This window comes from Paenibacillus sp. FSL H8-0122 (genome assembly GCF_038005345.1).
Classification (GTDB): domain Bacteria; phylum Bacillota; class Bacilli; order Paenibacillales; family Paenibacillaceae; genus Paenibacillus_AQ.
Genome location: NZ_JBBOTB010000001.1, coordinates 6,322,186 through 6,341,479, shown reverse-complemented (window position 1 = coordinate 6,341,479; position 19,294 = coordinate 6,322,186). Strand labels below are relative to the sequence as shown.

The following is a 19,294-nucleotide window of genomic DNA, read 5'->3' as shown; positions in this document are numbered from 1 at the left end:
CACAATTGGACTGTGCAATGGCTACCGGACCGAATGTAATCGAAAAACCGATTACATTAGACGCCGCAATGGCTACCGGACCGAATGTAATCGAAAAACCGATTACATTAGACGCCGCGATGACTGCCGGGCCGAATGTAATCGAAAAACCGATTACATTGGACGCCGCAATGGCTACCGAGCCGAATGTAATCGAAAAACCGATTACATTGGACGCCGCGCGAAGATACATAGGTCTGCGGAGCCTATCGCATTTGTAGCAATGCCCATCGGCTCTAGGCTACCTCGGCCTCCCCAGCCTCACCGCCCCTTCATCGTGAAAATCTGGAAGCATACGCCGAACTTATCTGTTACCATGCCGTAAGCGGGACTGTAGTAGGCCGGGGCCAGCTCGATGTTGACAGTGCCGCCTGCTTTCAGTGAGTTGAAAAGCTGCTGTGCTTCAGCCTCGGTCTCCACCGTGAGACAGATGTTGATGCTGTTGCCCCGGCTGCGCGGCATACCTGGCTCATAATCCGCCACAAAAAACTTCGTCTCCCCAGCCAGCAGCACGGCATGGGCAATCTGCGCCTTCTCCTGCTCCGTCATCGGGGCGTCCGGGTTCTGCGGGCCTTCGCCCATTGTTTGCTTGAACAGCACCACAGCGCCAAGCGCCTCCTGATAAAAAGCTATCGCCTCCCGGGCAGATCCGTCCACCAGAATATAAGGGTTCATTTGCAGTTTCATGTTTTGTTCGCTCCTTGGAAGGTGTATTTGCCTGTACTAACCGGCTATGGTTATAGTGTAGACTATAATAGTGACAGGTATTGTCATAGTTAAAATAATAAATGGAGTGAACCCTGTGTCGAAATCCAAAAGGCTGCTGGACCTCATGATGACCGTCAACCGTAAGCGCAAATTCACCGTCAGGGAGCTGGCTGACGAATTCAATGTCTCTTCACGCACGATTCTCAGGGATTTGCAGGAGCTGGGGGAACTGGGCGTACCGCTCTATTCCGAAGTGGGGCCGCATGGAGGGTATCAGGTGCTGAGCGAGAGAATCCTTCCGCCGATTGCGTTCACAGAGGAAGAGGCGGTGGCGATTTTTTTTGCCAGCCATGCGCTGCGCCATTATAAATATCTTCCCTTCAAGGAAGAATCCTTATCCGCCCTGCACAAATTCTATAACTACATGTCTGGCGATGTTCGTGACCGGATTGATGAGATGAAGAACAGGATTGATTTCCTGACACCGGCACGGCAGGCGGAATTCCCTTATCTGCCCCAACTGCTGGAAGCGGCTACCGGGCAAAAAGTGCTGCTGATCGATTATGAGTCGAAGGGCCGGCGGCAGCAAAGGTGGATTCAGCCCGTCGGCATCTATGCCAGTAACGGCCTGTGGTATTGTCCGGCGTATTGCTTCCTGCGGAGCAGCATCCGTATCTTCCGCTGCGACCGGATTCAGTCTGCCGGGTATGATGAAGCGGGACCAGACGCGCTTGATCTGCGTCATATCCACTTGGACAATACAGAGGAATACGGCAGTCCGCAGCCGCCGCAAGCGGAACCAAGCCTTATCCGGCTGTACGTAGAGCTGGGGAGTGAGGGGGTTCAGGCCTGCGAAGGTGAGGTATGGTCCCCGGTGCTGCTGCATATTCGTGCAGACGGCACCGGCTGGCTGGAGGGAGAGGTTCCGGGAAGCGATCTGGGCTTCTTCGCGCGGTTTGTGATTGGCCTGTGCAGCGAGGCTACCGTGCAGGAGCCGCCGGAGCTGGTGGCCGAGGTGAAGCGGACGCTTGCGGATATGCTGGAGAAGTATAGTTGATCTGATTGTATTTCCTGCAATAGAAACCGTATATCTGACCGTGAAATGATATTCTATTGTATTTCGTACATTGGAATGATGCATTTTGGGCGAAAAGTGCCCTTTGTTCAATATTCAATTGTACAGAATACAATAGAACCAATTTTGAAGCTGTTTTGACCTCATTCCATTGTACAAAATACAGTTACTGCCTTTCCAGCGCCTACAGCATGTGAATGACTGCACGGGAGTGAGGCGCTCTTAAATCTGATACGTATTAGCCCAGCCATGCCTCCGCCAATTTGCGGATGCCTTCATCGATGAGGTCCTCGGCGATCCCGCCGAAGCCCAGGATGAATTCGGGTTCGTCATAATCTGGCTTGGCCCACCACGTATAGGACATGGGGGTAACGCGGATGCCTTCAGCTTCCGCTGCGGCAGCAAGCTCCCTGGCGCTGGTGCTAAATCTGGCTTTAACTCTAGCGCTGCCTTCTGCGGGCGACTTAAAGGTCAGCAGCAGATGAAATCCGGCATCCGTTCCGCTGAGCACTGCGGCATCGTCGAAATGCTGCCTGACTGAGCGCAGCAGCAGGTCATGCTTGCGCTGATAGAGCAGACGCATCCGCCGCAGGTGCTTCTCGAAATGTCCCCGCTCCATGAAATAATGCAGCGCAATCTGATGAAGCCGTGAGGCTGAATGCTCCAGGTACAGCTCACTTCTCAGGCTGTAGTAGTCCGGCAGCAGCTCCTCCGGCAGAACCATATAGTGAATACATAACGCAGGGGTCACCGACTGTGCGAAGCTGCACATATAGATCACCGGACTGCCCTCAGCAAGCCCTTGCAGCGCGGGGATCGGCCGTCCGTGATAACGGAACTCCCCGTCATAATCATCCTCGATGATATAGCCGCCGGTGGACCGGGCCCACTCCAGCAAGGCAAGACGTTTGGTGATTGGCATGGTCATCCCCCGGGGAAACTGGTGGGACGGCGAGATGTACACAGCATCTGCTCCGCTGCTGTAGAGCTTGTCTATCTGCAATCCATCCTCCTCCAGCGGAATCGGCTTGATTCCGTATCCGCTGCGCCGGAATGCCGCCGGCAGCAGGTGGTACCCCGGATCTTCGATACCCAGTCCGCTCACCCTTACCTTCAGCAGCAGACACAGCAAAGAACACAGCGTATACTGGTCGCCGCCGATTACAATCTGCTTCTCCGTGCAGCGCAGCCCGCGGAATTGCCGCAGATGGGCGGCGATGCTTGCGCGGAGGGCCGGCTCCCCCTGGGGATCGCCGTACTGGAGCAGGTCTGGATTCGCCAGCTGCTCCTGGTAGAGGCTGCGCCATATTTTGTGCGGGAACAGGGAGAAATCATTGCGCGACATATGGAAATCATACGCGTAGTGCCGTGAATCACGGGGCGTGATCGGGCGGGGTGCCGGACGGGGCCGTTCCCCGGCGGCAGCAGGGCCGCCTTCCCGGTGAACGGGCAGAATATAGTAGCCGCTGCGCGGCTTGCTGGTGATGAAGCCCTCTGCCAGAAGCTGCTGGTAAGCAAGCTCCACCGGAGTGGCGCTGATCCCGCATAACGCTGCCAGGCGGCGGATAGAAGGCAGGCGCGTCCCGCTCTGCAGGGTGCCGCCCAGGATTGCTTTTGCCAGATAATCATAGAGCTGTATGTAGTAAGGGGTCTCGCTATGTTCATTCAGATCCGGGACAAGCAGCATAGCTCACCTTCCATCTGTCCTTAGAAATCGGACGTTTCTGTATATTTTATAGTATACAGATTTATATTACTATAAGAGCAATTACGACAGTGGGAGTGGACAGAGATGAACAGGGCTTCAAGGCTTTTAACAGGGAATAAGGTATATTTGCGCACTCTGAACGGGGAGGACGCCGGGCTGTATTATGAGATGTTCCACGGCGCGGAAGTCCGCAGGCTGACCGGAACCAAGAATCATGTCACCAAAGAGCAGATTGAGCAGTATATCGCCCATAAGTCCGGGGATGACAGTACAGTGCTGCTGCTCATCGCGCTGAAGGAGAACGACGAGGTTATCGGCGACATCGCCATTCAGGATATAGATGGGGATAACCGGAATGCCAATCTGCGGATCGCCATCGGGGACGAGCAGCATCAGGGACAAGGATATGGGCGTGAAGCGCTGCTGCTTATGCTCGATTATGGCTTCGGCATTCTGAATCTGCACAGAATTGAGCTGGAGGTCTACAGTTATAATGCCCGTGCTGCGCATGTCTATGAGTCCATCGGGTTCGTGCAGGAGGGGGTGCGGCGTCAGACGCTGTTCTATAACCATGAGTATCATGATGTAATTATGATGGGCATGCTGGAGAGTGAATACCGGGAGCGTTATTTGAAATAGAATAGGAAGGTCAAATAAGGTCAAAACTTTAATAAGGTTAAAATTTATATTAAAAAACGAGCCGAAACGCCGGATTTTCCCGGATTTTCGGCTTATACGGGTTTTGTTTTCTCCGGGGGTGCAGGCTATAATAAAGCCATAGGTCAGACAAAGTCAAAGACTGAGCAAGACCGAATTCAAAAAATCAAAAGTCAAATGAGAGGAGAATGAAAGATGTTTGATTTGGTTCCTTTTGGTAAACGCAGAGATGATGCTTTTGGTGTGCTGGCGAAGTCGCTGAACGAAGTGTTTAATGATGATTTCTTCGCACCGCTGACAAGTAACGCGCTGTCTTTCCGGACCGACATCCGGGAGCGTGAAGGGGCATATCTGATCGAGGCCGAGCTCCCTGGCTTCCGCAAAGAAGAAATCGACATTGATTACTCCAGCCCTTACTTGACGATCAAGGCAGTCCGCAGAGAAGAGAACAACGAAGAGAGCAAGGAGCATCAAATGGTGCGCCGTGAACGGCGGTATGGTGAATATGTACGCCGGTTCTATGTCCAGGATATTGCTGAGGAAGACATCCGCGCTTCCCTGAAAGACGGTGTGCTGAGCCTGGAGGTGCCGAAACGGCAGAAATCCCAGGGCAAACGGATCGAAATTCAGGATGGAGGCGGCGATGCCTCCGACCGGAAAGAGCTTCAGTAAGCGGAAGGGCGGCCTGAAGAGGCAGATGGACCTTCAAGTCCGGCTGAAGCTGCCGCTTCCGCAGGAACTCCGGGCTTAGCGGCTGTAGCCGCTGGCCTATCCGGTTCACCGGGCGGTAGCAGGATTTCACCGGACTTTTCATATAGCACTAATATTAGACGCATTGTAGTGGGGGTCCCGGCTATAATGCGTCTTTTCCCGGAGGAAGGCAGAAGGTTCCCATTACACGAAAGGAGGAGGTTCCGGTGGCGGCAAATTACTATGAGCGTCTTGGGGTAGATCAGAAGGCCTCGAAGCAGGAGATCAAGAAGGCCTATCAGAAGCTGGCCAAAAAATGGCATCCCGATGTCAACAAGGCCCCGGAGGCAGAGGCGAAGTTCAAGGAAGCAGCCGAGGCATATGAGGTGCTGGGCGATGAAGAGAAGCGCAAAATCTATGATGAGGAGCTCCGCTATGGAGCTGCCGCAGGCTCACGGGGTCAGCGCAGCTACGGATCGGCCTCCTCTGCGTCATGGGAATCGCCGTTTGGCGCGGGCTGGAGCAGCGGAGCCGCTTCTTCCGGCGGTATACCGGAGGAGGATCTGTTCGGGATGTTCTTCGGCAGCCGGGGCGCGGCTGACCGTGCCGGCTTCTTCTCGGGCAGCAGTGGTGCCCGTCCAGGCGGAAGCCCGTGGGGGGATGAGTTCAGTATGATGCAGGCCCAGCTTGAGATTACGCTGGAGCAGGCCTACAAAGGCGGCAATATCAGCGTTCAGGCGGCGGGCAAGGACCTGAACGTACAGATTCCGGCACGCTCGGCGGAAGGGACGGTCATCCGGGTGCCCGGCGGCGGAAGCGGGTCGGGCCAGGGCGGCGATCTGCTGATCTCGCTGCATCTCCTGCCGCATGAGATCTATGAGCCGGACGGCGGTGATCTCCTCGGCACGGTTGAGATCGCCCCTTGGCAGGCTGTGCTGGGCGGGGAAGCCAAGGTAGCGCTGCCGGATGGCAGCAGCGTGAAGCTGAAGATCCCTGCCGGTATAGCCAGCGGCGGAACGCTGCGTCTCTCCGGTAAGGGGCTGAGACGTCCGGACGGAACGAACGGTGACATCCTGTTCCGGATGGAGATGGTCATTCCGTCTGATACATCGGAGGCAGAGAAGAGGATGTACCGCCAGCTGGCGGAATCCAGCAGCTTCCAGGCAGGTGCGAAACGGCGCGCCTCCGGCGGGGCGCAGCGCCGCAGAGCGGCAACATGGTAAGGCATATTCTGATTCAGTAAATAACAGCCGGGCATCCGGCTGATTAACCTATACATTAGAAAGGCGATGATCCTATGGATTTCAATAAGCTTACCCAGAAGCTGCAGGAAGCGGTGGCAGAGGCGCAGTCGCTGGCGGCCTCCGGCGGGCATCAGGAGATTGACAATCTTCATCTGCTGAAAGCCTTGCTTCAGCAGAATGAGGGCCTGCTGCCCCGGCTGCTGCAGAAGATGAATGTTCCCGCAGCCGAACTGCTGCAGGGAACAGAGGCGCTGCTTCAGCGCAAACCCAGCGTAAGCGGGAGCGGAGCGGGCACCATGCGCCGCTATGCCTCGCCCGCGCTGATTGCTATGCTGGAACAGGCGGAGCAGGAAGCGGCCAAGATGCACGACGAATTCGTGGCGGTGGAGCATGCCGTGCTGGCGATGGTATCGGATGCGAGCAGCGGGAACCGCGAGCTGCGCGGGCTGTTCACCAGCCGGGGCGTTACCCGGGAGAAGCTGCTTGGAGTGTTAGCGGAGATTCGCGGACACCAGCGCGTGACCAGCCGGGAGCCGGAGGCCACCTATGAGGTGCTGGAGAAGTACGGCCGCGATCTCGTAGCTGAGGTGCGGGCTGGCAAGATCGATCCGGTCATTGGGCGCGATGCCGAGATTCGCCGGGTGATCCGCATCCTCTCCCGCAAGACCAAGAATAACCCTGTGCTGATCGGGGAGCCGGGTGTCGGCAAGACGGCGATTGTCGAAGGGCTGGCCTACCGGATTGTCCGCCGAGATGTACCGGAGGGACTGAAGGACAAGACGATTTTCTCGCTGGATATGAGTGCGCTGATTGCCGGTGCGAAATACCGGGGGGAATTCGAGGAGCGGCTGCAGGCGGTGCTGAAGGAGATCCGCGAGAGTGACGGACGGATTATTCTGTTCATTGACGAGCTGCATACGATTGTCGGTGCGGGCAAGACGGAGGGGGCTATGGATGCGGGCAATATGCTGAAGCCGATGCTGGCCCGGGGTGAGCTGCACTGTATCGGGGCGACCACGCTGGATGAGTACCGCAAGTATATCGAGAAGGACCCGGCGCTCGAACGCCGCTTCCAGCAGGTGCTGGTCAGCGAGCCGGATGTCGAGGATACCATTTCGATTCTGCGCGGCTTGAAGGAACGCTTCGAGGTGCATCACGGGGTCAAAATCTATGACAGCGCTCTGGTCGCAGCCGGTGTGCTGTCTAACCGTTATATCACGGACCGTTTCCTGCCGGATAAGGCGATTGACCTGGTCGATGAAGCGTGCGCGATGATCCGCACGGAGATTGACTCCATGCCCGGTGAGATGGATGAGGTAACCCGCCGCCTGATGCAGATGGAGATTGAGGAAGCCGCGCTCAAAAAAGAAACCGACGACGCCAGCGCCCGCCGCCTGGAGAACCTCCAGCGGGAGCTGGCTGACCTCAAGGAGAAGCATCTGGGGATGACGGCCCGCTGGGAGAAGGAGAAATCGGCCATTCAGGGCATCCGTGACCTGAAGAAGCGGCTGGAGCAGGCCCGCAAGGATCTGGTCGATGCGCAGGAGATCTATGATCTCAACAAATCGGCTGAATTAAGCTATGGCATTATTCCTGATCTGGAGCGACAGCTTAAGGGCGCAGAGGAAGCGGCGCAGCAGGACCAGGAGACCCGGCTGCTGCGAGAAGCTGTGACCGAGGAGGAAATCGCCGATATTGTCTCACGCTGGACGGGAGTTCCCGTAAGCAGACTGGTGGAAGGCGAACGGGATAAGCTGCTGCGGCTGGAAGATACGCTGCATGAGCGGGTAGTCGGGCAGGATGAGGCGGTCCGGCTGGTGGCGGATGCGGTCCTCCGGGCCAGAGCCGGCATCAAGGACCCGAACCGTCCGATCGGCTCGTTCCTGTTCCTCGGGCCGACCGGGGTCGGGAAGACGGAGCTGGCCAAAGCACTGGCGGTCTCGCTGTTCGACCGCGAGGACGGCATGATCCGTATCGATATGTCGGAGTACATGGAGAAGCATAGTGTCTCCCGTCTCGTAGGCGCTCCTCCCGGATATGTCGGCTATGAAGAAGGCGGCCAGCTGACGGAAGCGGTGCGCCGCCAGCCGTATACGGTGGTCCTGCTCGACGAGGTAGAGAAGGCGCACCCGGATGTGTTCAACATTTTGCTGCAGCTGCTGGATGACGGGCGGCTGACCGACTCGCAAGGCCGGATGGTTGACTTCAAGAACACGATCATCATCATGACCTCCAACATCGGCTCGCCGCATCTGATTCAGGGCACGGATGACAATGGCGAGCTGACAGAAGCTGTTAAGGACCGGGTCATGAAGGAGCTGAGCGGGCATTTCCGTCCAGAGTTCCTCAACCGGGTGGATGATATCGTAATGTTCAAGCCGCTGACACTGGGCGAGACCCAGAGAATTGTGGTTAAGCTGGTAGATGGCCTGCGTCTGCGCCTCTCCGAGCGGAACATCGGGCTGGTCCTCAGCGACCAGGCGGTCCGCTTCATTGCCGAAGAAGGCTTCGATTCCGTCTATGGCGCCAGACCGCTGAAGCGGTTCATCCAGCGCAGCCTGGAGACCCGGGTGGCGCGTGCGCTGATCGCCGGAGAAGCAGAGGAAGGCTCAGTGATGACTGTGGACGAAGCGGACGGCGAGCTGACTGTTGCAATAGCGAAATCAGAGTCTGCGAAGACAGTAGGATCAATGTAAAATGTAATGGACCCCGGCGCCTCCCCTAAGGGGGCAGCGGCAATCTACAAAGCATCCACAAAAAAAGCGTTCTGCCTTATTGAGGCAGGAGCGCTTTTTTATTATTCGACTTAAATCCTGCTAGAAATACAACATTCCTTTAATGCCCCTAATCACTTTGGACACTTTCAGGATAGACAATCTACCATCAAATTAGCTGGAGGTCGTCCGTATGAGAGTGAAGCACAGCAAGTTTGACGAATCTGATTGTATACGAAAAACCGAACACAATGGGTGCCGCTGCGCGGAGGGAAGGGCTCCATGCATCACAGGCAGTAACATTTTAAGAGGAATCCTGCCAAAAGTGCAACAATACTGCCCCAAAGAAGCGATTAATGCTGAAATCCTGCACAAAATGCAACAAATTCAGCGCTAACTTGCTCTAAATACCGAAATTTGTGCAAATAATGCAACAATGTACTTCAACCCGTAAAAGGTATAGAGGAATCCTGCAAAAAGAGCAACATTACTGCTCCTTAAAAGCGGCCGGTGAGAGAGGCATTAGCATTCTCGCTGAAACGGTACCGTCCTTTAAAAGGACTGCAAAGCCGTTTCCACTTGCACGACCGAAAGTCAGCAGCTGTGTTTGTTCCGCAAAGTATTTGCCTTCTATATGATTCATATCACCTCGGTTAATAGGTCTTTGGTATAGTCCAACCAGCATCTGACTGAGACTATGCGACGATTTTTTGTAAATATGTGGTTGAAATGTTGTCATGGAGGGGGCTGCCGGGTAATAGAAATGATTAGAACTTTCGAATATGGCTGGATTTGAAGCAGAAGCCAATGAAACGGAGGGAGAGATCATGGCGGCACAGACGGTATCCGGGATCAGCCCGGTACAGGCCACTACAGCTTACGGCAGCACACAGAGTGATGTCAGTTCTCTGGAGAAGCAGCGCAACCGGCTGCTGATGGAGCTGGACAAGGTGAATGCGGCGCAGGGCGGAGAGATGCAGACTCCTTATCGCCGGGAGCAGCTGCAGCGGCAAATACGGCAGCTGGAGGCCCATCTGGTGCAGAAAAGCGGGAGTACCGCTTCGGCTTCGATTGTACCTGCTCCCCCGCTTCAGGATCATACTCCGCCCTGGCGGACTGAGGGAAAGGGAGGCCTTAAGGGCATCGGTCTGACCGATCCCCGGACAGCGACGGTAGACGCAGAGGGCCATTTTGATGCGTTGATTTAGATAAGGGAAAAGTGAACCCAATCCTTCCCTTTGGCTGGAAGTGTATCTAAATAGCTGCTCAACGGACAACCGGTTAATCATCTCCTCCGCTTCATCCCGCTGAGCCGGGCGGATATCCATGAAGGTACATTCATACAGGCGGGTTCGCATGCTAAGGTATTGTAAGCGCCAGCCGATTCGATAGATTTCCTGCCGGTAACGCTGTATCATTTGCTGTTCCATTGCCGTTATGCATATTTGCCTGCGGATCTATAGTGATATAGTTCCTGAAGCTTATTGGCAAAAAAAGAAGAAGCTCCGATAGGGAGCTTCTTTCTCTCTTCTTATGACTTAGCCCTCCGCTTTATTCGCTCCAACTCACCAGACGGGGATTCGGGTCAAGAATGGACTGATACTGTTCCATCCAGCCGTATTGGCCGTCCGGGTCCAACTGCATATACCGCAGATACTTCCTATGCCGGGATTCCGGATCAGACCAGCCGAGATGCTTCAGCCGCAGGCTGCTTAACTGGTGGGACAGCTCGAAAATATTCTCCGGCAGCCGCCCGCAATGCTGCGGGAGTTTGTTCCAGAGATAGGTGAAGTCTTCCCGGTAGCGGACCAGGAACGGCCGATAGCTCAGATGGGCCCGCCAGTACCTGTCCTCGCGGTAATGAGCGTCATCCCAGAAATCGTAGAGGCGGAAGCAGAATAAGTCGCAATTCTCCGTCCGAAGCAGGGCTTCCACCCCTTCCGGAAACTTCGACTCAAAAATCTCATCCGCATCCAGATTGAGAATCCACTCTGGATGGGTCGCAACCACCGCCTCCCACTGCTGCTTGCGCAGCTCCGATTCATTGCTGAATTTGGAGACTTGATTGTGTATCAGATGAAGCGGAATACCCTGGAGAACCTCGCGGCAGATGTCTGCCGTGTCATCCGTGCTTCCGTCATCGATAATGACCGCTTCGTCGATATATTTGCGGTGCTCCTGCAGAGCCTGCCGCAGAAATCTTGAACCTTCATTCTTGACGACCATCGTGAGGGTCAGCTTGGGCCGGCGGGGAGCAGCTTCCGACTTGGCGGCTGAAGACTCGTAAGCGGCTTGCGGGCTGGGCCGGTCCGCCTCTCCTCCCCTGTCCTCGCTCGTTTCTCCGGGTCTGTCCGCGCCTGCGCCTACCTCCTGCCCGCCCGAATCAGCCGATGCCGCAGCTTCGCCTCCCGTGTGAACCGGCATGGACTCCTTGGACAAGCGCTGGCGGGCCTCGGCCTTGGTCCACAGCGAATCCCATTGCGCGCCTGCATCCTGAGCCCTTTTATCTGCGGGCGCTGCATCCGCAGCGCCGTGCAACTCAGGACCGTCTGCAGTGCCGCTGTCGTCCGTCACCGCAGCTTCGTGCGCTTCGGCCCCCTCTGCTCTGGCCCGGGCGCCACCCCCGTCTGTCTTATTTCGCTCCGCCTCCAGCTCCGTCTCCGTCACTTGTCGCCTTGGCTCTGTGTCACCCCGCTCCGCCTCCGGCCCGCATGGCTCCGCCCCAGGCATTACCGCTGTCTGCTGCATGAATTCCGCCACCTTGTCAAGATCGCTTTCTCTGTAGAGATGCAGTGCCGGGAAATGAGTGTCCACGAATAGCGGAATGCCGAGGGCTGCTGCCCGGATGCAGAAATGGCGGTCCTCTCCCCAGTAGGAGATGTTGGGGACCCTGTCGTAGCTTACGCCGGATCCGATGGCCCGGCTGCTGATCAGAGTGCAGGCGCCAAGTCCGCCGACTTCATAGATTCCGGGCTGCTGCATTCTCAGCAGAAATGCGTAGAAGCGGCGCCGGATCTCTTCAGGCGAGAGCTGTTCTCCCGGAAGCAATTCCCACTGGTTATATTCGTCATGCATCCATACCTGCGGCTGGAGCACCGTGTTCGGCTGCCATTGGGTCCAGAACACTTCAGAGATAATGTCCTTGCCTGTGCTGATCAGATGCTGCAGCGTATCGGGATGAAGAAGGAGATCAGAGTCGAGCAGGAACAGATAGTCATAGCCGAAAGCCTCGGCCCTTCGGATCATCAGATTCTTGAACTCGGCCACCTTCCAGACCAGATTGGAGTGCCAGACATGGGTGTGCTCATCCCGGATATAATTATCATGATAGCCGGACGATTGAAGGAAGACCGTCCGGCCGCCTTGAGCGAACTTCTGCAGAAGCCCGCTTGAGGCTTCGTCCTGGTTATCATCAATCAAATAGAAATGCAGTTCAATATTTGTCAGGTTCAGGCGCAGCAGAGAGTTCAGGAATTGCTCCAGGATTGCCGGTTTTTGATGAATCGGGCTGCCGAGCAGAACCCGGTTTCTAATCTGATTCATAGCAAGCCACTCCAGATTAAAGTCAACATCATTGATCATCCCCTTGGGTTCGCAAATAGTTAATATGGATTATATGTATTCAATATATTTAGAGAAGTACTCGAATAACCCAGATTTCTCAAAATATAAAGGCCGGTTCAGGTAATTTATGGATTGGAAACTTCCGGAGAGCTATTGTACAATACCGCTTAGACAGTTACAGACATTCTGGAAACTGCAGATAGGAGTGAGCCCATGGACAAGTCACCGCTGCAAGTGCAACAGTTAATCAATCTGCTCCTGGCGATGAATCCGCGCGCTGAGGTATTCCTGCATATGGAAGGCGGAGAGCTTAGGCCGCTCGTGGACGAGGATATCGAGGAGATTTATGCACCGCTGCATGCTGCCAAGACGGCCGTCTATATCGGTGTACCGGCAGACACTGCAGCCCGTGTAGAGGAGGAGGCGCCATGAAGCAGGCTTTGATCCGTCTGGAGCAGGGGCCGGAGGTTCGGCTGGAGCTGTTCGATCAGGAAGCGCCGGGAACCGTAGCCAATTTTGAAAAGCTTGCGAACAGCGGCTTTTACAACGGTCTGGCCTTTCAGCGTGTGGTTCGCGGCTTTGTTGCCCAGGGCGGCTGCCCCGACGGCAACGGCAGAGGCGGCACAGATCCCATTCCCTGTGAGACGCAGGGGAATCCCCATAAGCATGTGCGCGGGGCGCTGTCTATGGCGCATTTTGGACCAGGCACGGGGTCCTGCCAGTTTTTTATCTGTTATGATACGTTCGATTATCTGGACGGCTGGCATACGGTATTCGGCAGGGTTACGGAAGGAATGGAGCATGTCGATGCCCTGCGGCGCGGAGCGGTCATGCAGGAGGTCAGCGTCTGGTAAAGCCCATGGTAAATTCATACATTGTAATTCCTAGTATTCCGATATATAATGACTCAACAACGAGTGGGAATGCTCATAGACATGGAGGAAGAGACAATGCGTAAAGGGATAACAGGGGTTGCTATTCTACTATTATTAACACTGATGATCAGTGCATGCTCCAATGGGAATAACGCTTCATCTACCAATGCCGCACAGACACCGGCTGCATCACAAGAGCCTGCTGCCGGCGAACCGAAGGATGGAGGCAGTCTGATTATAGGGGTCGCTTCCGATCCGGTAGTGCTGAATCCGAACTATGCGGGTGACCGTGTCAGCCTGACCATTGACCAGGCCCTGTATGCTCCGCTGTTCCAGGTGAACAACGGCAAGAAGACCTTCTACCTGGCCGATAGCCTGACACCGTCAAGCGATAATCTGACGTATACATTGAAGCTCAAGGATGGATTGACCTGGCATGATGGAGAGAAGCTGACGGCGGATGATGTGGTATTCACCATCGACAGCATTCTTGATGAGAAGCAGAACAGCTTCCTGCGTGCCAACTTCCTGATTGGCGACAAAGCGATTAAGGCTGTCAAGGTCGATGACCTGACTGTGGAGTTCAAGCTGCCGCAGGTCAGCCCGGCTTTTGAAGCCACGCTGGTACAGGTATTCCCGATTCCGAAGCACATTTACGAGAATGAGACCAACATTGAGAAGAGCACGAAGAACGCTTCTCCTGTCGGCTCCGGTCCCTTTAAATTCAAGGAATACAAGGCCGGCGAGTATCTGACGCTGGAACGCTTCGACAACTACTTCGGGGGCAAGCCGCATCTGGATTCGGTCACTTACCGGATTGCCAAGGATACCAATGCTGCGAATCTGGCTCTGCAGAACGGCGAGATTAATGTACAGTATCTGGACCCGAAGGATGTTCCTACGATTCAAGCGACGAATAATTTTGAGATTCTCCCGTATAGCGAAGGCCGCCTCGCCTATCTGATGTTCAATGCGAACAGCGATACCGGTGCCCTCGCCAAAAAAGAAGTCCGGCAAGCCCTGTCTTTGGCCCTCAGCCGCGACGAGCTGATTCAGACGGCGTACACTTCCGGCGAATATGCTGATCCGGCAAAGTCCTTCCTGACTCCGGATGCACTGTACTTCACGAACGATGTCCCTACCTTTGACAATGATGCTGCCAAGGCGAAGGAACTGCTGGCCACTGCCGGTGAGAGCAACCTGAAGCTCCGGTATATCGTACAGAGCGGTAACAAGGCGCAGGAAGCCATCTCGCTGTATGTGCAGCAGAAGCTGAAGGCAATTGGCGTAGAGGTTGAATTGCAGAACATGGATTCCTCGGCCTGGGTGCAGAAATTCATTGATCTGAAGGCGACCGACTATGAGCTGGCTCTGACCGGCTATATCATGGGGTATGATCCGGATGCGTACCGTATCCTGTTCACTACGGACAGCTCATCCAATTACTCGCATTATTCCAACAGTGAAGTCGACAAGCTGATGAATGACGGGGCAGGCGAAGCAGATCCGGCCAAACGTGCAGAGATCTACAAGAAAGCACAAGAACTGGTAGCCGAAGATGCGCCGATCTATCCGATTGCTTATACGAAGACTGTTGTAGCTGTCTCTAAGAATTACGGCGGAGTTGATGAGGCTGTCCTGAAGCCGGTCGTCATCTTCGAAGACCTGTCCAAGATTTACAAGAAATAATTCGCCTCACAAAATAAGCAAGGCAAAAAAATAAGCTGGTTCCCCCAGCTTATTTTTGCCTGTTAAGAGCTGGGAGAAGCTGCGTATGAGACAACTCATCGTCCGAAGGTTGCTGCAAACATTGCCGATGCTGTTTTTTGTATCGGTGGTCTGTTTTACCATGATTAAGCTGGCTCCGGGAGATCCGGTGCTGTCTTTCGTGACGCCTAATATGCACGCTGATGATATTGAGCGCATCCGCCATAATCTGGGGCTGGATAAGCCTGCTTATATCCAATATTTCATCTGGATCAAAGAGATGGTCCAGGGCAATTTCGGGTACTCGCTGGTCAATCACCAACCTGTGCTGGATCAGATTCTGGACCGCCTGCCCGCAACTGCGGGTCTGATGGGCAGCGCCATTGCCCTGGCCGTCCTGCTGGCCATTCCGCTGGGCCTCGTGGCCGGTGCGAACCGCAACCGCTGGGTAGACAAGCTAATCAATTTTATCGCTTATATCGGCATCTCTATCCCCTTATTCTGGCTGGCGATCCTGCTGATGTATCTGTTCGCGATCAAGCTGCACCTGCTTCCAAGCATGGGGATGCGCACCATTGGTGTGGAATCGCCGCTGGATGTGCTGAAGCACGGGATATTGCCTTGTACGGTTCTGGCCTTCAGTTTCCTGTCCGGGTATGTGCGCTATATCCGCTCCAGCACGATCGGACAGCTCAAGGAGGAGTATGTGCAGATCCAGTACGCTTTTGGCTCGAAGAAATCCACCATTCTGTTCCGGCATGTGCTGAAGCATGTACTGCTGCCGGTGATCACTTTGATCGGTATGTCGATGGGAGATCTGGTGGCCGGGGCGATTGTTACGGAAACGGTGTTCTCCTGGCCGGGGATCGGCTCCCTGGGGATGACGGCGGTGAAGGGGATGGATTATCCTGTCATTATGGGCATTACCCTGTTCTCTTCCTTAATGCTGATCTTCGGTAATCTGGTGGCAGATATTCTTTACAGTGTTGTCGATCCAAGAATCAAACTGAAGGGGTGACCTCATGAATCGCAGTAAATGGAAAAACTTGCAGTCCGAGCTGTTTACGAACGGTCTGGGTGTCGCTGCTATTGTCATATTGACGGTGTTTACACTGGGGGCGGTCTTTGCCTTCCTGTCCGGTCATGATCCGAATGCCATGGATGCCATGGCCCGCCTGACGAAGCCCGGCGCCGCGCATCTGTTCGGCACCGATGATTATGGCCGCGACTATCTGTCCAGAGCCTTATACGGAGGCCGTGTCTCGCTGCTGGTTGGGTTTGCCTCCATGGTCGTAGCAACCTTTGTGGGTGTGCTGGTTGGGGTAATCAGCGGATATTTCGGCGGCTGGATCGATAATCTGCTGATGCGGATGCTGGATATTATCATGTCGATCCCGTCCTTCCTGATCCTGCTGCTGCTCAGCGTCTATCTGAAGCCGAGTATCGGCAATCTGATCATTATTATTGCTCTCTTGATGTGGATGAATGTGGCCCGTGTCGTCCGCGCGGAGACCCTGACGATCAAGGAAAGGGAGTACGTGTTATATGCCAAAGCCTCGGGACAGAGTGCCTTCGGCATGATCTGGCGGCATATCCTTCCGGGGCTGGTACCAGTGATTATTGTAGGGGCGACGAATAATATTGCCTCGGCCATTATGATGGAATCATCGCTCAGCTTCCTCGGCTTCGGGGTACAGCCGCCGAATGCCACGTGGGGAAGTATGCTGAACAGCGCACAGGGGTATATTGCCCAGGCGCCTTATCTGGCGCTGTTCCCCGGGCTGATGATCCTGTTTACCGTGCTGAGCTTCAATGTGCTGGGAGATATTGTGCGGGTCGGCTTTGAACCTAAGCTGATCCGAAGATAGGAGGGCTTAACATCATGACTGAACGGCTGCTGACTGTTGAGAATTTACAGGTTTCCTTCGCTACCCGGGACGGGGAGAATCAGGCCGTCCGTGGAGTTAGCTTCCATATTGATGCGGGTGAGACCGTAGGCATTGTCGGAGAATCCGGCAGCGGCAAAAGCGTTACAGCCAAGGCGGTCATGTCACTGATCACACCGCCGGGGCATATGACTGCCGGGAAGCTGGAGTTCCGCGGCAAGAGCCTGAAGGGGCTTACGGAGAAGCAGTGGCGGTCCTTGCGGGGCAACCGGATTGCGATGGTCTTCCAGGACCCGATGACCTCGCTGAACCCGGTCAAGCGAATCGGCCAGCAATTGACAGAGGTTATCCGCAGACACCGGGGACTGGATAAAGCGGCGGCGTATACCGAAGCGGCGGAGCTTCTCCGCCAGGTCGGTATCCGTGATCCGGAGCAGCGGCTGAAGCAATATCCGCATGAATTCAGCGGAGGGATGCGCCAGCGGGTGATGATCGCGATGGCGCTCTCCTGCCGCCCGGAGCTGCTGATTGCCGATGAGCCTACCACCGCGCTGGATGCGACCATCCAGGCGCAGATCCTCGATCTGTTCAAAGAGCTGAAGGAACGGGGAGATACAGCGGTTGCGCTTATCACCCATGATCTGGGAGTAGTAGCCCAGGTCTGCACGCGCGTCATTGTCATGTATGGCGGACTGGTTATGGAGGAGGGGACGGTGCAGGATATCTTCTACCGGCCTCAGCATCCGTATACGCAGGGCTTGCTGCGTTCCATACCGAAGCGCGGCGGCGGTGAACGTGAGCGGCTGATTCCGATCGAGGGCACACCGCCCGATCTGCTGAATCCCCCGCCCGGCTGCCCGTTCATGGACCGTTGTCCGCATGCCTTCGCCCGCTGCAGTGAACGTCCTCCGGTAGTCGAGTTTGCACCGGGGCACCGCTCGATGTGCTGGCTGACCGAAGGTACAGAAGAGAAGACAGCAGTTACAGCGGGGAGGGATTTCACTTGAGCGAGCGCAAGGTGCTTGTAGAGGTTAACAATCTGAAGAAGCATTTCCCGAAGGGCAAGGATTTGCGCGGACGGGATAAGGGTGTACTTAAGGCCGTAGACGGGGTCAGCTTCCAGATTCGTCAGGGCGAGACCTTCGGTCTGGTCGGTGAATCCGGGAGCGGCAAGTCCACGGTCGGGCGCTGTCTGCTCCGTCTGTACGATTATACAGACGGTGAGGTGTTCTACGACGGGAAGCCGCTTGGCAAGCTGGGCGAGAAAGGGCTGAAGCCCTTCCGCAGGCGAATTCAGTCAATCTTTCAGGACCCGTATTCCTCGCTTAATCCAAGCCTGAATGTACTGGAGCTGATCAGTGAGCCGATGCGGATTCACGGTCTCTATCCGGGCGAAGAGCGCAAGGATGCGGTGGCAGAGCTGCTGGAGAAGGTGGGACTGAAGCGGGAACATCTGTACCGCTTCCCTCATGAATTCAGCGGCGGGCAACGCCAGCGGATCTCCATTGCACGGGCGCTGTCGGTCCGGCCCGAGTTCGTCGTCTGCGATGAGCCCATCTCTGCGCTGGATGTCTCTGTCCAGGCCCAGGTCGTTAATATGCTGGAGGATCTGCAAGCCGAGTTCGGGCTAACCTATCTGTTCATCGCCCATGATCTGTCGATGGTCCGTCATATTGCCGACCGGATCGGCGTGATGTACGGCGGCCGGCTGGTGGAGGTGGCTCCAAGCGATGAGCTGTATGATCATCCGCTTCATCCATACACCAGAGCACTGCTCTCCTCCATTCTGGAGACAGACCCGATGAAGGCCAGCCGCAGAATCCAGCTGGAGGCTTACCCTGCTGTGCGCGGGACAGAGGAAGCCGCTGCACTGCGGGAAGTGAGTCCCGGACATTATGTGGCCGGGGAATATGCAGACTAATGCTGTGAACGAATCTTAGGAGATACACATCTGTGAATCAAGGAGGAGATACAATGACAATACCGACTAGCAAGGTCAAATTATCACAATGGGATGCCCTTCTGCTGGAATCGCTTCGCGCGCTGTCCGGATCTGACGAAGAGCTGCTGCGCAGAGTGAGCGAAGGGGATCTGCCAGCCGATGAGAGTAAATACGAGTTCGATTACGGGCAGTTGTCTGTCCTTGCAGAGGAACAGCCGGAGGGATTCCGCCGGGCGGTTCTGGAAGGCTACCAGATTAAATACAATACCATCCGCGGCATCCGCAGCTGGATAGAGGTTGCGCTGGGTATTGAAGCGAAGCTGGAGCTTGCGGAGGGGCAGGAAGCGGTGGAAGCGGAATTCACGGAGGCTGAACGCGAACGGCTGGAGGATGTATTGTCTTACGGCTGGGCGGTCACAGGCGGGCCTGCCGGGGACGGCAGTACCGGAACGTACCGGATCGAGCCGATTCAGCGCTAGAATCTG

The 19,294-nt window shown here is 55.5% G+C and carries 18 protein-coding genes; 15 read left to right on the top strand and 3 right to left on the bottom strand.

Going from position 1 to position 19,294, the window contains the following annotated elements; translation table 11 throughout:
- Positions 1–17: 17 nt before the first annotated feature.
- A complete protein-coding gene (locus NSS64_RS27090; RefSeq protein WP_341142166.1) occupies positions 18–260 on the top strand; it encodes a hypothetical protein in 243 nt (80 codons plus the stop codon).
- Positions 261–300: 40 nt separating this feature from the next.
- Here NSS64_RS27090 and NSS64_RS27085 read toward each other — a convergent pair whose 3' ends face one another.
- A complete protein-coding gene (locus NSS64_RS27085) occupies positions 301–726 on the bottom strand; it encodes a VOC family protein (protein WP_341142165.1) in 426 nt (141 codons plus the stop codon).
- A gap of 115 nt (positions 727–841) precedes the next feature.
- On the opposite strand from NSS64_RS27085, the gene NSS64_RS27080 reads away from it, so the two are divergent.
- Positions 842–1,804 (top strand): helix-turn-helix transcriptional regulator, encoded by a 963-nt coding sequence (locus NSS64_RS27080; RefSeq protein WP_341142164.1) that lies wholly within the window; start codon positions 842–844, stop codon positions 1,802–1,804.
- Between the two features lie 256 nt (positions 1,805–2,060).
- Here the strand turns inward: NSS64_RS27080 and pdxR are convergent, their stop codons facing one another.
- Positions 2,061–3,509: a MocR-like pyridoxine biosynthesis transcription factor PdxR gene (gene pdxR / locus NSS64_RS27075; protein ID WP_341142163.1), complete on the bottom strand. Its 1,449-nt coding sequence runs from the start codon at positions 3,507–3,509 to the stop codon at positions 2,061–2,063.
- Positions 3,510–3,614: 105 nt separating this feature from the next.
- On the opposite strand from pdxR, the gene NSS64_RS27070 reads away from it, so the two are divergent.
- From NSS64_RS27070 to NSS64_RS27050, 5 genes are all read left to right on the top strand, one after another.
- Complete coding sequence (locus NSS64_RS27070; RefSeq protein WP_341142162.1) at positions 3,615–4,169, top strand: GNAT family N-acetyltransferase; 555 nt, start codon at positions 3,615–3,617, stop codon at positions 4,167–4,169.
- Positions 4,170–4,382: 213 nt separating this feature from the next.
- Complete coding sequence (locus NSS64_RS27065) at positions 4,383–4,859, top strand: Hsp20/alpha crystallin family protein (protein ID WP_340995425.1); 477 nt, start codon at positions 4,383–4,385, stop codon at positions 4,857–4,859.
- Positions 4,860–5,104: 245 nt separating this feature from the next.
- The gene (locus tag NSS64_RS27060) at positions 5,105–6,100 is read left to right on the top strand and encodes a DnaJ C-terminal domain-containing protein (protein WP_341142161.1); all 996 of its coding nucleotides are present in this window, start codon (positions 5,105–5,107) and stop codon (positions 6,098–6,100) included.
- Between the two features lie 74 nt (positions 6,101–6,174).
- A complete protein-coding gene (gene clpB, locus NSS64_RS27055; protein WP_341142160.1) occupies positions 6,175–8,817 on the top strand; it encodes an ATP-dependent chaperone ClpB in 2,643 nt (880 codons plus the stop codon).
- 800 nt (positions 8,818–9,617) lie between these two features.
- A complete protein-coding gene (locus NSS64_RS27050; RefSeq protein WP_341142159.1) occupies positions 9,618–10,043 on the top strand; it encodes a hypothetical protein in 426 nt (141 codons plus the stop codon).
- Positions 10,044–10,386: 343 nt separating this feature from the next.
- Here the strand turns inward: NSS64_RS27050 and NSS64_RS27045 are convergent, their stop codons facing one another.
- Complete coding sequence (locus tag NSS64_RS27045; protein WP_341142158.1) at positions 10,387–12,378, bottom strand: glycosyltransferase; 1,992 nt, start codon at positions 12,376–12,378, stop codon at positions 10,387–10,389.
- Positions 12,379–12,612: 234 nt separating this feature from the next.
- On the opposite strand from NSS64_RS27045, the gene NSS64_RS27040 reads away from it, so the two are divergent.
- The 8 genes from NSS64_RS27040 (at position 12,613) to NSS64_RS27005 (ending at position 19,288) form a co-directional block, all read left to right on the top strand.
- Positions 12,613–12,831 carry a hypothetical protein gene (locus NSS64_RS27040; protein WP_341142157.1) on the top strand — a complete coding sequence of 73 codons (219 nt, stop codon included), beginning with the start codon at positions 12,613–12,615 and terminating at the stop codon, positions 12,829–12,831.
- Positions 12,828–13,253, top strand: a complete 426-nt coding sequence (locus NSS64_RS27035) for a peptidylprolyl isomerase (protein WP_340945302.1) — start codon at positions 12,828–12,830, stop codon at positions 13,251–13,253. Before NSS64_RS27040 ends, NSS64_RS27035 begins: the two co-directional genes overlap by 4 nt.
- A gap of 96 nt (positions 13,254–13,349) precedes the next feature.
- Positions 13,350–14,963, top strand: coding sequence for an ABC transporter substrate-binding protein (locus tag NSS64_RS27030; RefSeq protein ID WP_341142156.1), 1,614 nt, complete (start codon positions 13,350–13,352; stop codon positions 14,961–14,963).
- An 85-nt stretch (positions 14,964–15,048) separates the two neighbouring features.
- The gene (locus NSS64_RS27025) at positions 15,049–15,999 is read left to right on the top strand and encodes an ABC transporter permease (protein WP_036723626.1); all 951 of its coding nucleotides are present in this window, start codon (positions 15,049–15,051) and stop codon (positions 15,997–15,999) included.
- 4 nt (positions 16,000–16,003) lie between these two features.
- Complete coding sequence (locus tag NSS64_RS27020) at positions 16,004–16,849, top strand: ABC transporter permease (RefSeq protein WP_341142155.1); 846 nt, start codon at positions 16,004–16,006, stop codon at positions 16,847–16,849.
- 14 nt (positions 16,850–16,863) lie between these two features.
- The gene (locus NSS64_RS27015) at positions 16,864–17,874 is read left to right on the top strand and encodes an ABC transporter ATP-binding protein (protein WP_036723621.1); all 1,011 of its coding nucleotides are present in this window, start codon (positions 16,864–16,866) and stop codon (positions 17,872–17,874) included.
- Positions 17,871–18,788 (top strand): ABC transporter ATP-binding protein, encoded by a 918-nt coding sequence (locus NSS64_RS27010; RefSeq protein WP_341142154.1) that lies wholly within the window; start codon positions 17,871–17,873, stop codon positions 18,786–18,788. The genes NSS64_RS27015 and NSS64_RS27010 overlap by 4 nt, the downstream gene beginning before the upstream one ends.
- A gap of 53 nt (positions 18,789–18,841) precedes the next feature.
- A complete protein-coding gene (locus tag NSS64_RS27005) occupies positions 18,842–19,288 on the top strand; it encodes a hypothetical protein (protein ID WP_340945295.1) in 447 nt (148 codons plus the stop codon).
- Positions 19,289–19,294: the final 6 nt, after the last annotated feature.

Excerpts from the sequence above, each read along its gene's own strand:
- NSS64_RS27015 (WP_036723621.1), top strand. The coding sequence starts at position 16,864 with ATGACTGAACGGCTGCTGACTGTTGAGAATTTACAGGTTTCCTTCGCT.
- NSS64_RS27070 (WP_341142162.1), top strand. The coding sequence starts at position 3,615 with ATGAACAGGGCTTCAAGGCTTTTAACAGGGAATAAGGTATATTTGCGC.
- NSS64_RS27045 (WP_341142158.1), bottom strand. The coding sequence starts at position 12,378 with ATGAATCAGATTAGAAACCGGGTTCTGCTCGGCAGCCCGATTCATCAA.
- clpB (WP_341142160.1), top strand. The coding sequence starts at position 6,175 with ATGGATTTCAATAAGCTTACCCAGAAGCTGCAGGAAGCGGTGGCAGAG.
- NSS64_RS27020 (WP_341142155.1), top strand. The coding sequence starts at position 16,004 with ATGAATCGCAGTAAATGGAAAAACTTGCAGTCCGAGCTGTTTACGAAC.
- NSS64_RS27085 (WP_341142165.1), bottom strand. The coding sequence starts at position 726 with ATGAAACTGCAAATGAACCCTTATATTCTGGTGGACGGATCTGCCCGG.
- NSS64_RS27030 (WP_341142156.1), top strand. The coding sequence starts at position 13,350 with ATGCGTAAAGGGATAACAGGGGTTGCTATTCTACTATTATTAACACTG.
- NSS64_RS27035 (WP_340945302.1), top strand. The coding sequence starts at position 12,828 with ATGAAGCAGGCTTTGATCCGTCTGGAGCAGGGGCCGGAGGTTCGGCTG.
- NSS64_RS27065 (WP_340995425.1), top strand. The coding sequence starts at position 4,383 with ATGTTTGATTTGGTTCCTTTTGGTAAACGCAGAGATGATGCTTTTGGT.
- NSS64_RS27025 (WP_036723626.1), top strand. The coding sequence starts at position 15,049 with ATGAGACAACTCATCGTCCGAAGGTTGCTGCAAACATTGCCGATGCTG.
- NSS64_RS27005 (WP_340945295.1), top strand. The coding sequence starts at position 18,842 with ATGACAATACCGACTAGCAAGGTCAAATTATCACAATGGGATGCCCTT.
- NSS64_RS27050 (WP_341142159.1), top strand. The coding sequence starts at position 9,618 with ATGGCTGGATTTGAAGCAGAAGCCAATGAAACGGAGGGAGAGATCATG.
- NSS64_RS27040 (WP_341142157.1), top strand. The coding sequence starts at position 12,613 with ATGGACAAGTCACCGCTGCAAGTGCAACAGTTAATCAATCTGCTCCTG.
- pdxR (WP_341142163.1), bottom strand. The coding sequence starts at position 3,509 with ATGCTGCTTGTCCCGGATCTGAATGAACATAGCGAGACCCCTTACTAC.
- NSS64_RS27090 (WP_341142166.1), top strand. The coding sequence starts at position 18 with ATGGCTACCGGACCGAATGTAATCGAAAAACCGATTACATTAGACGCC.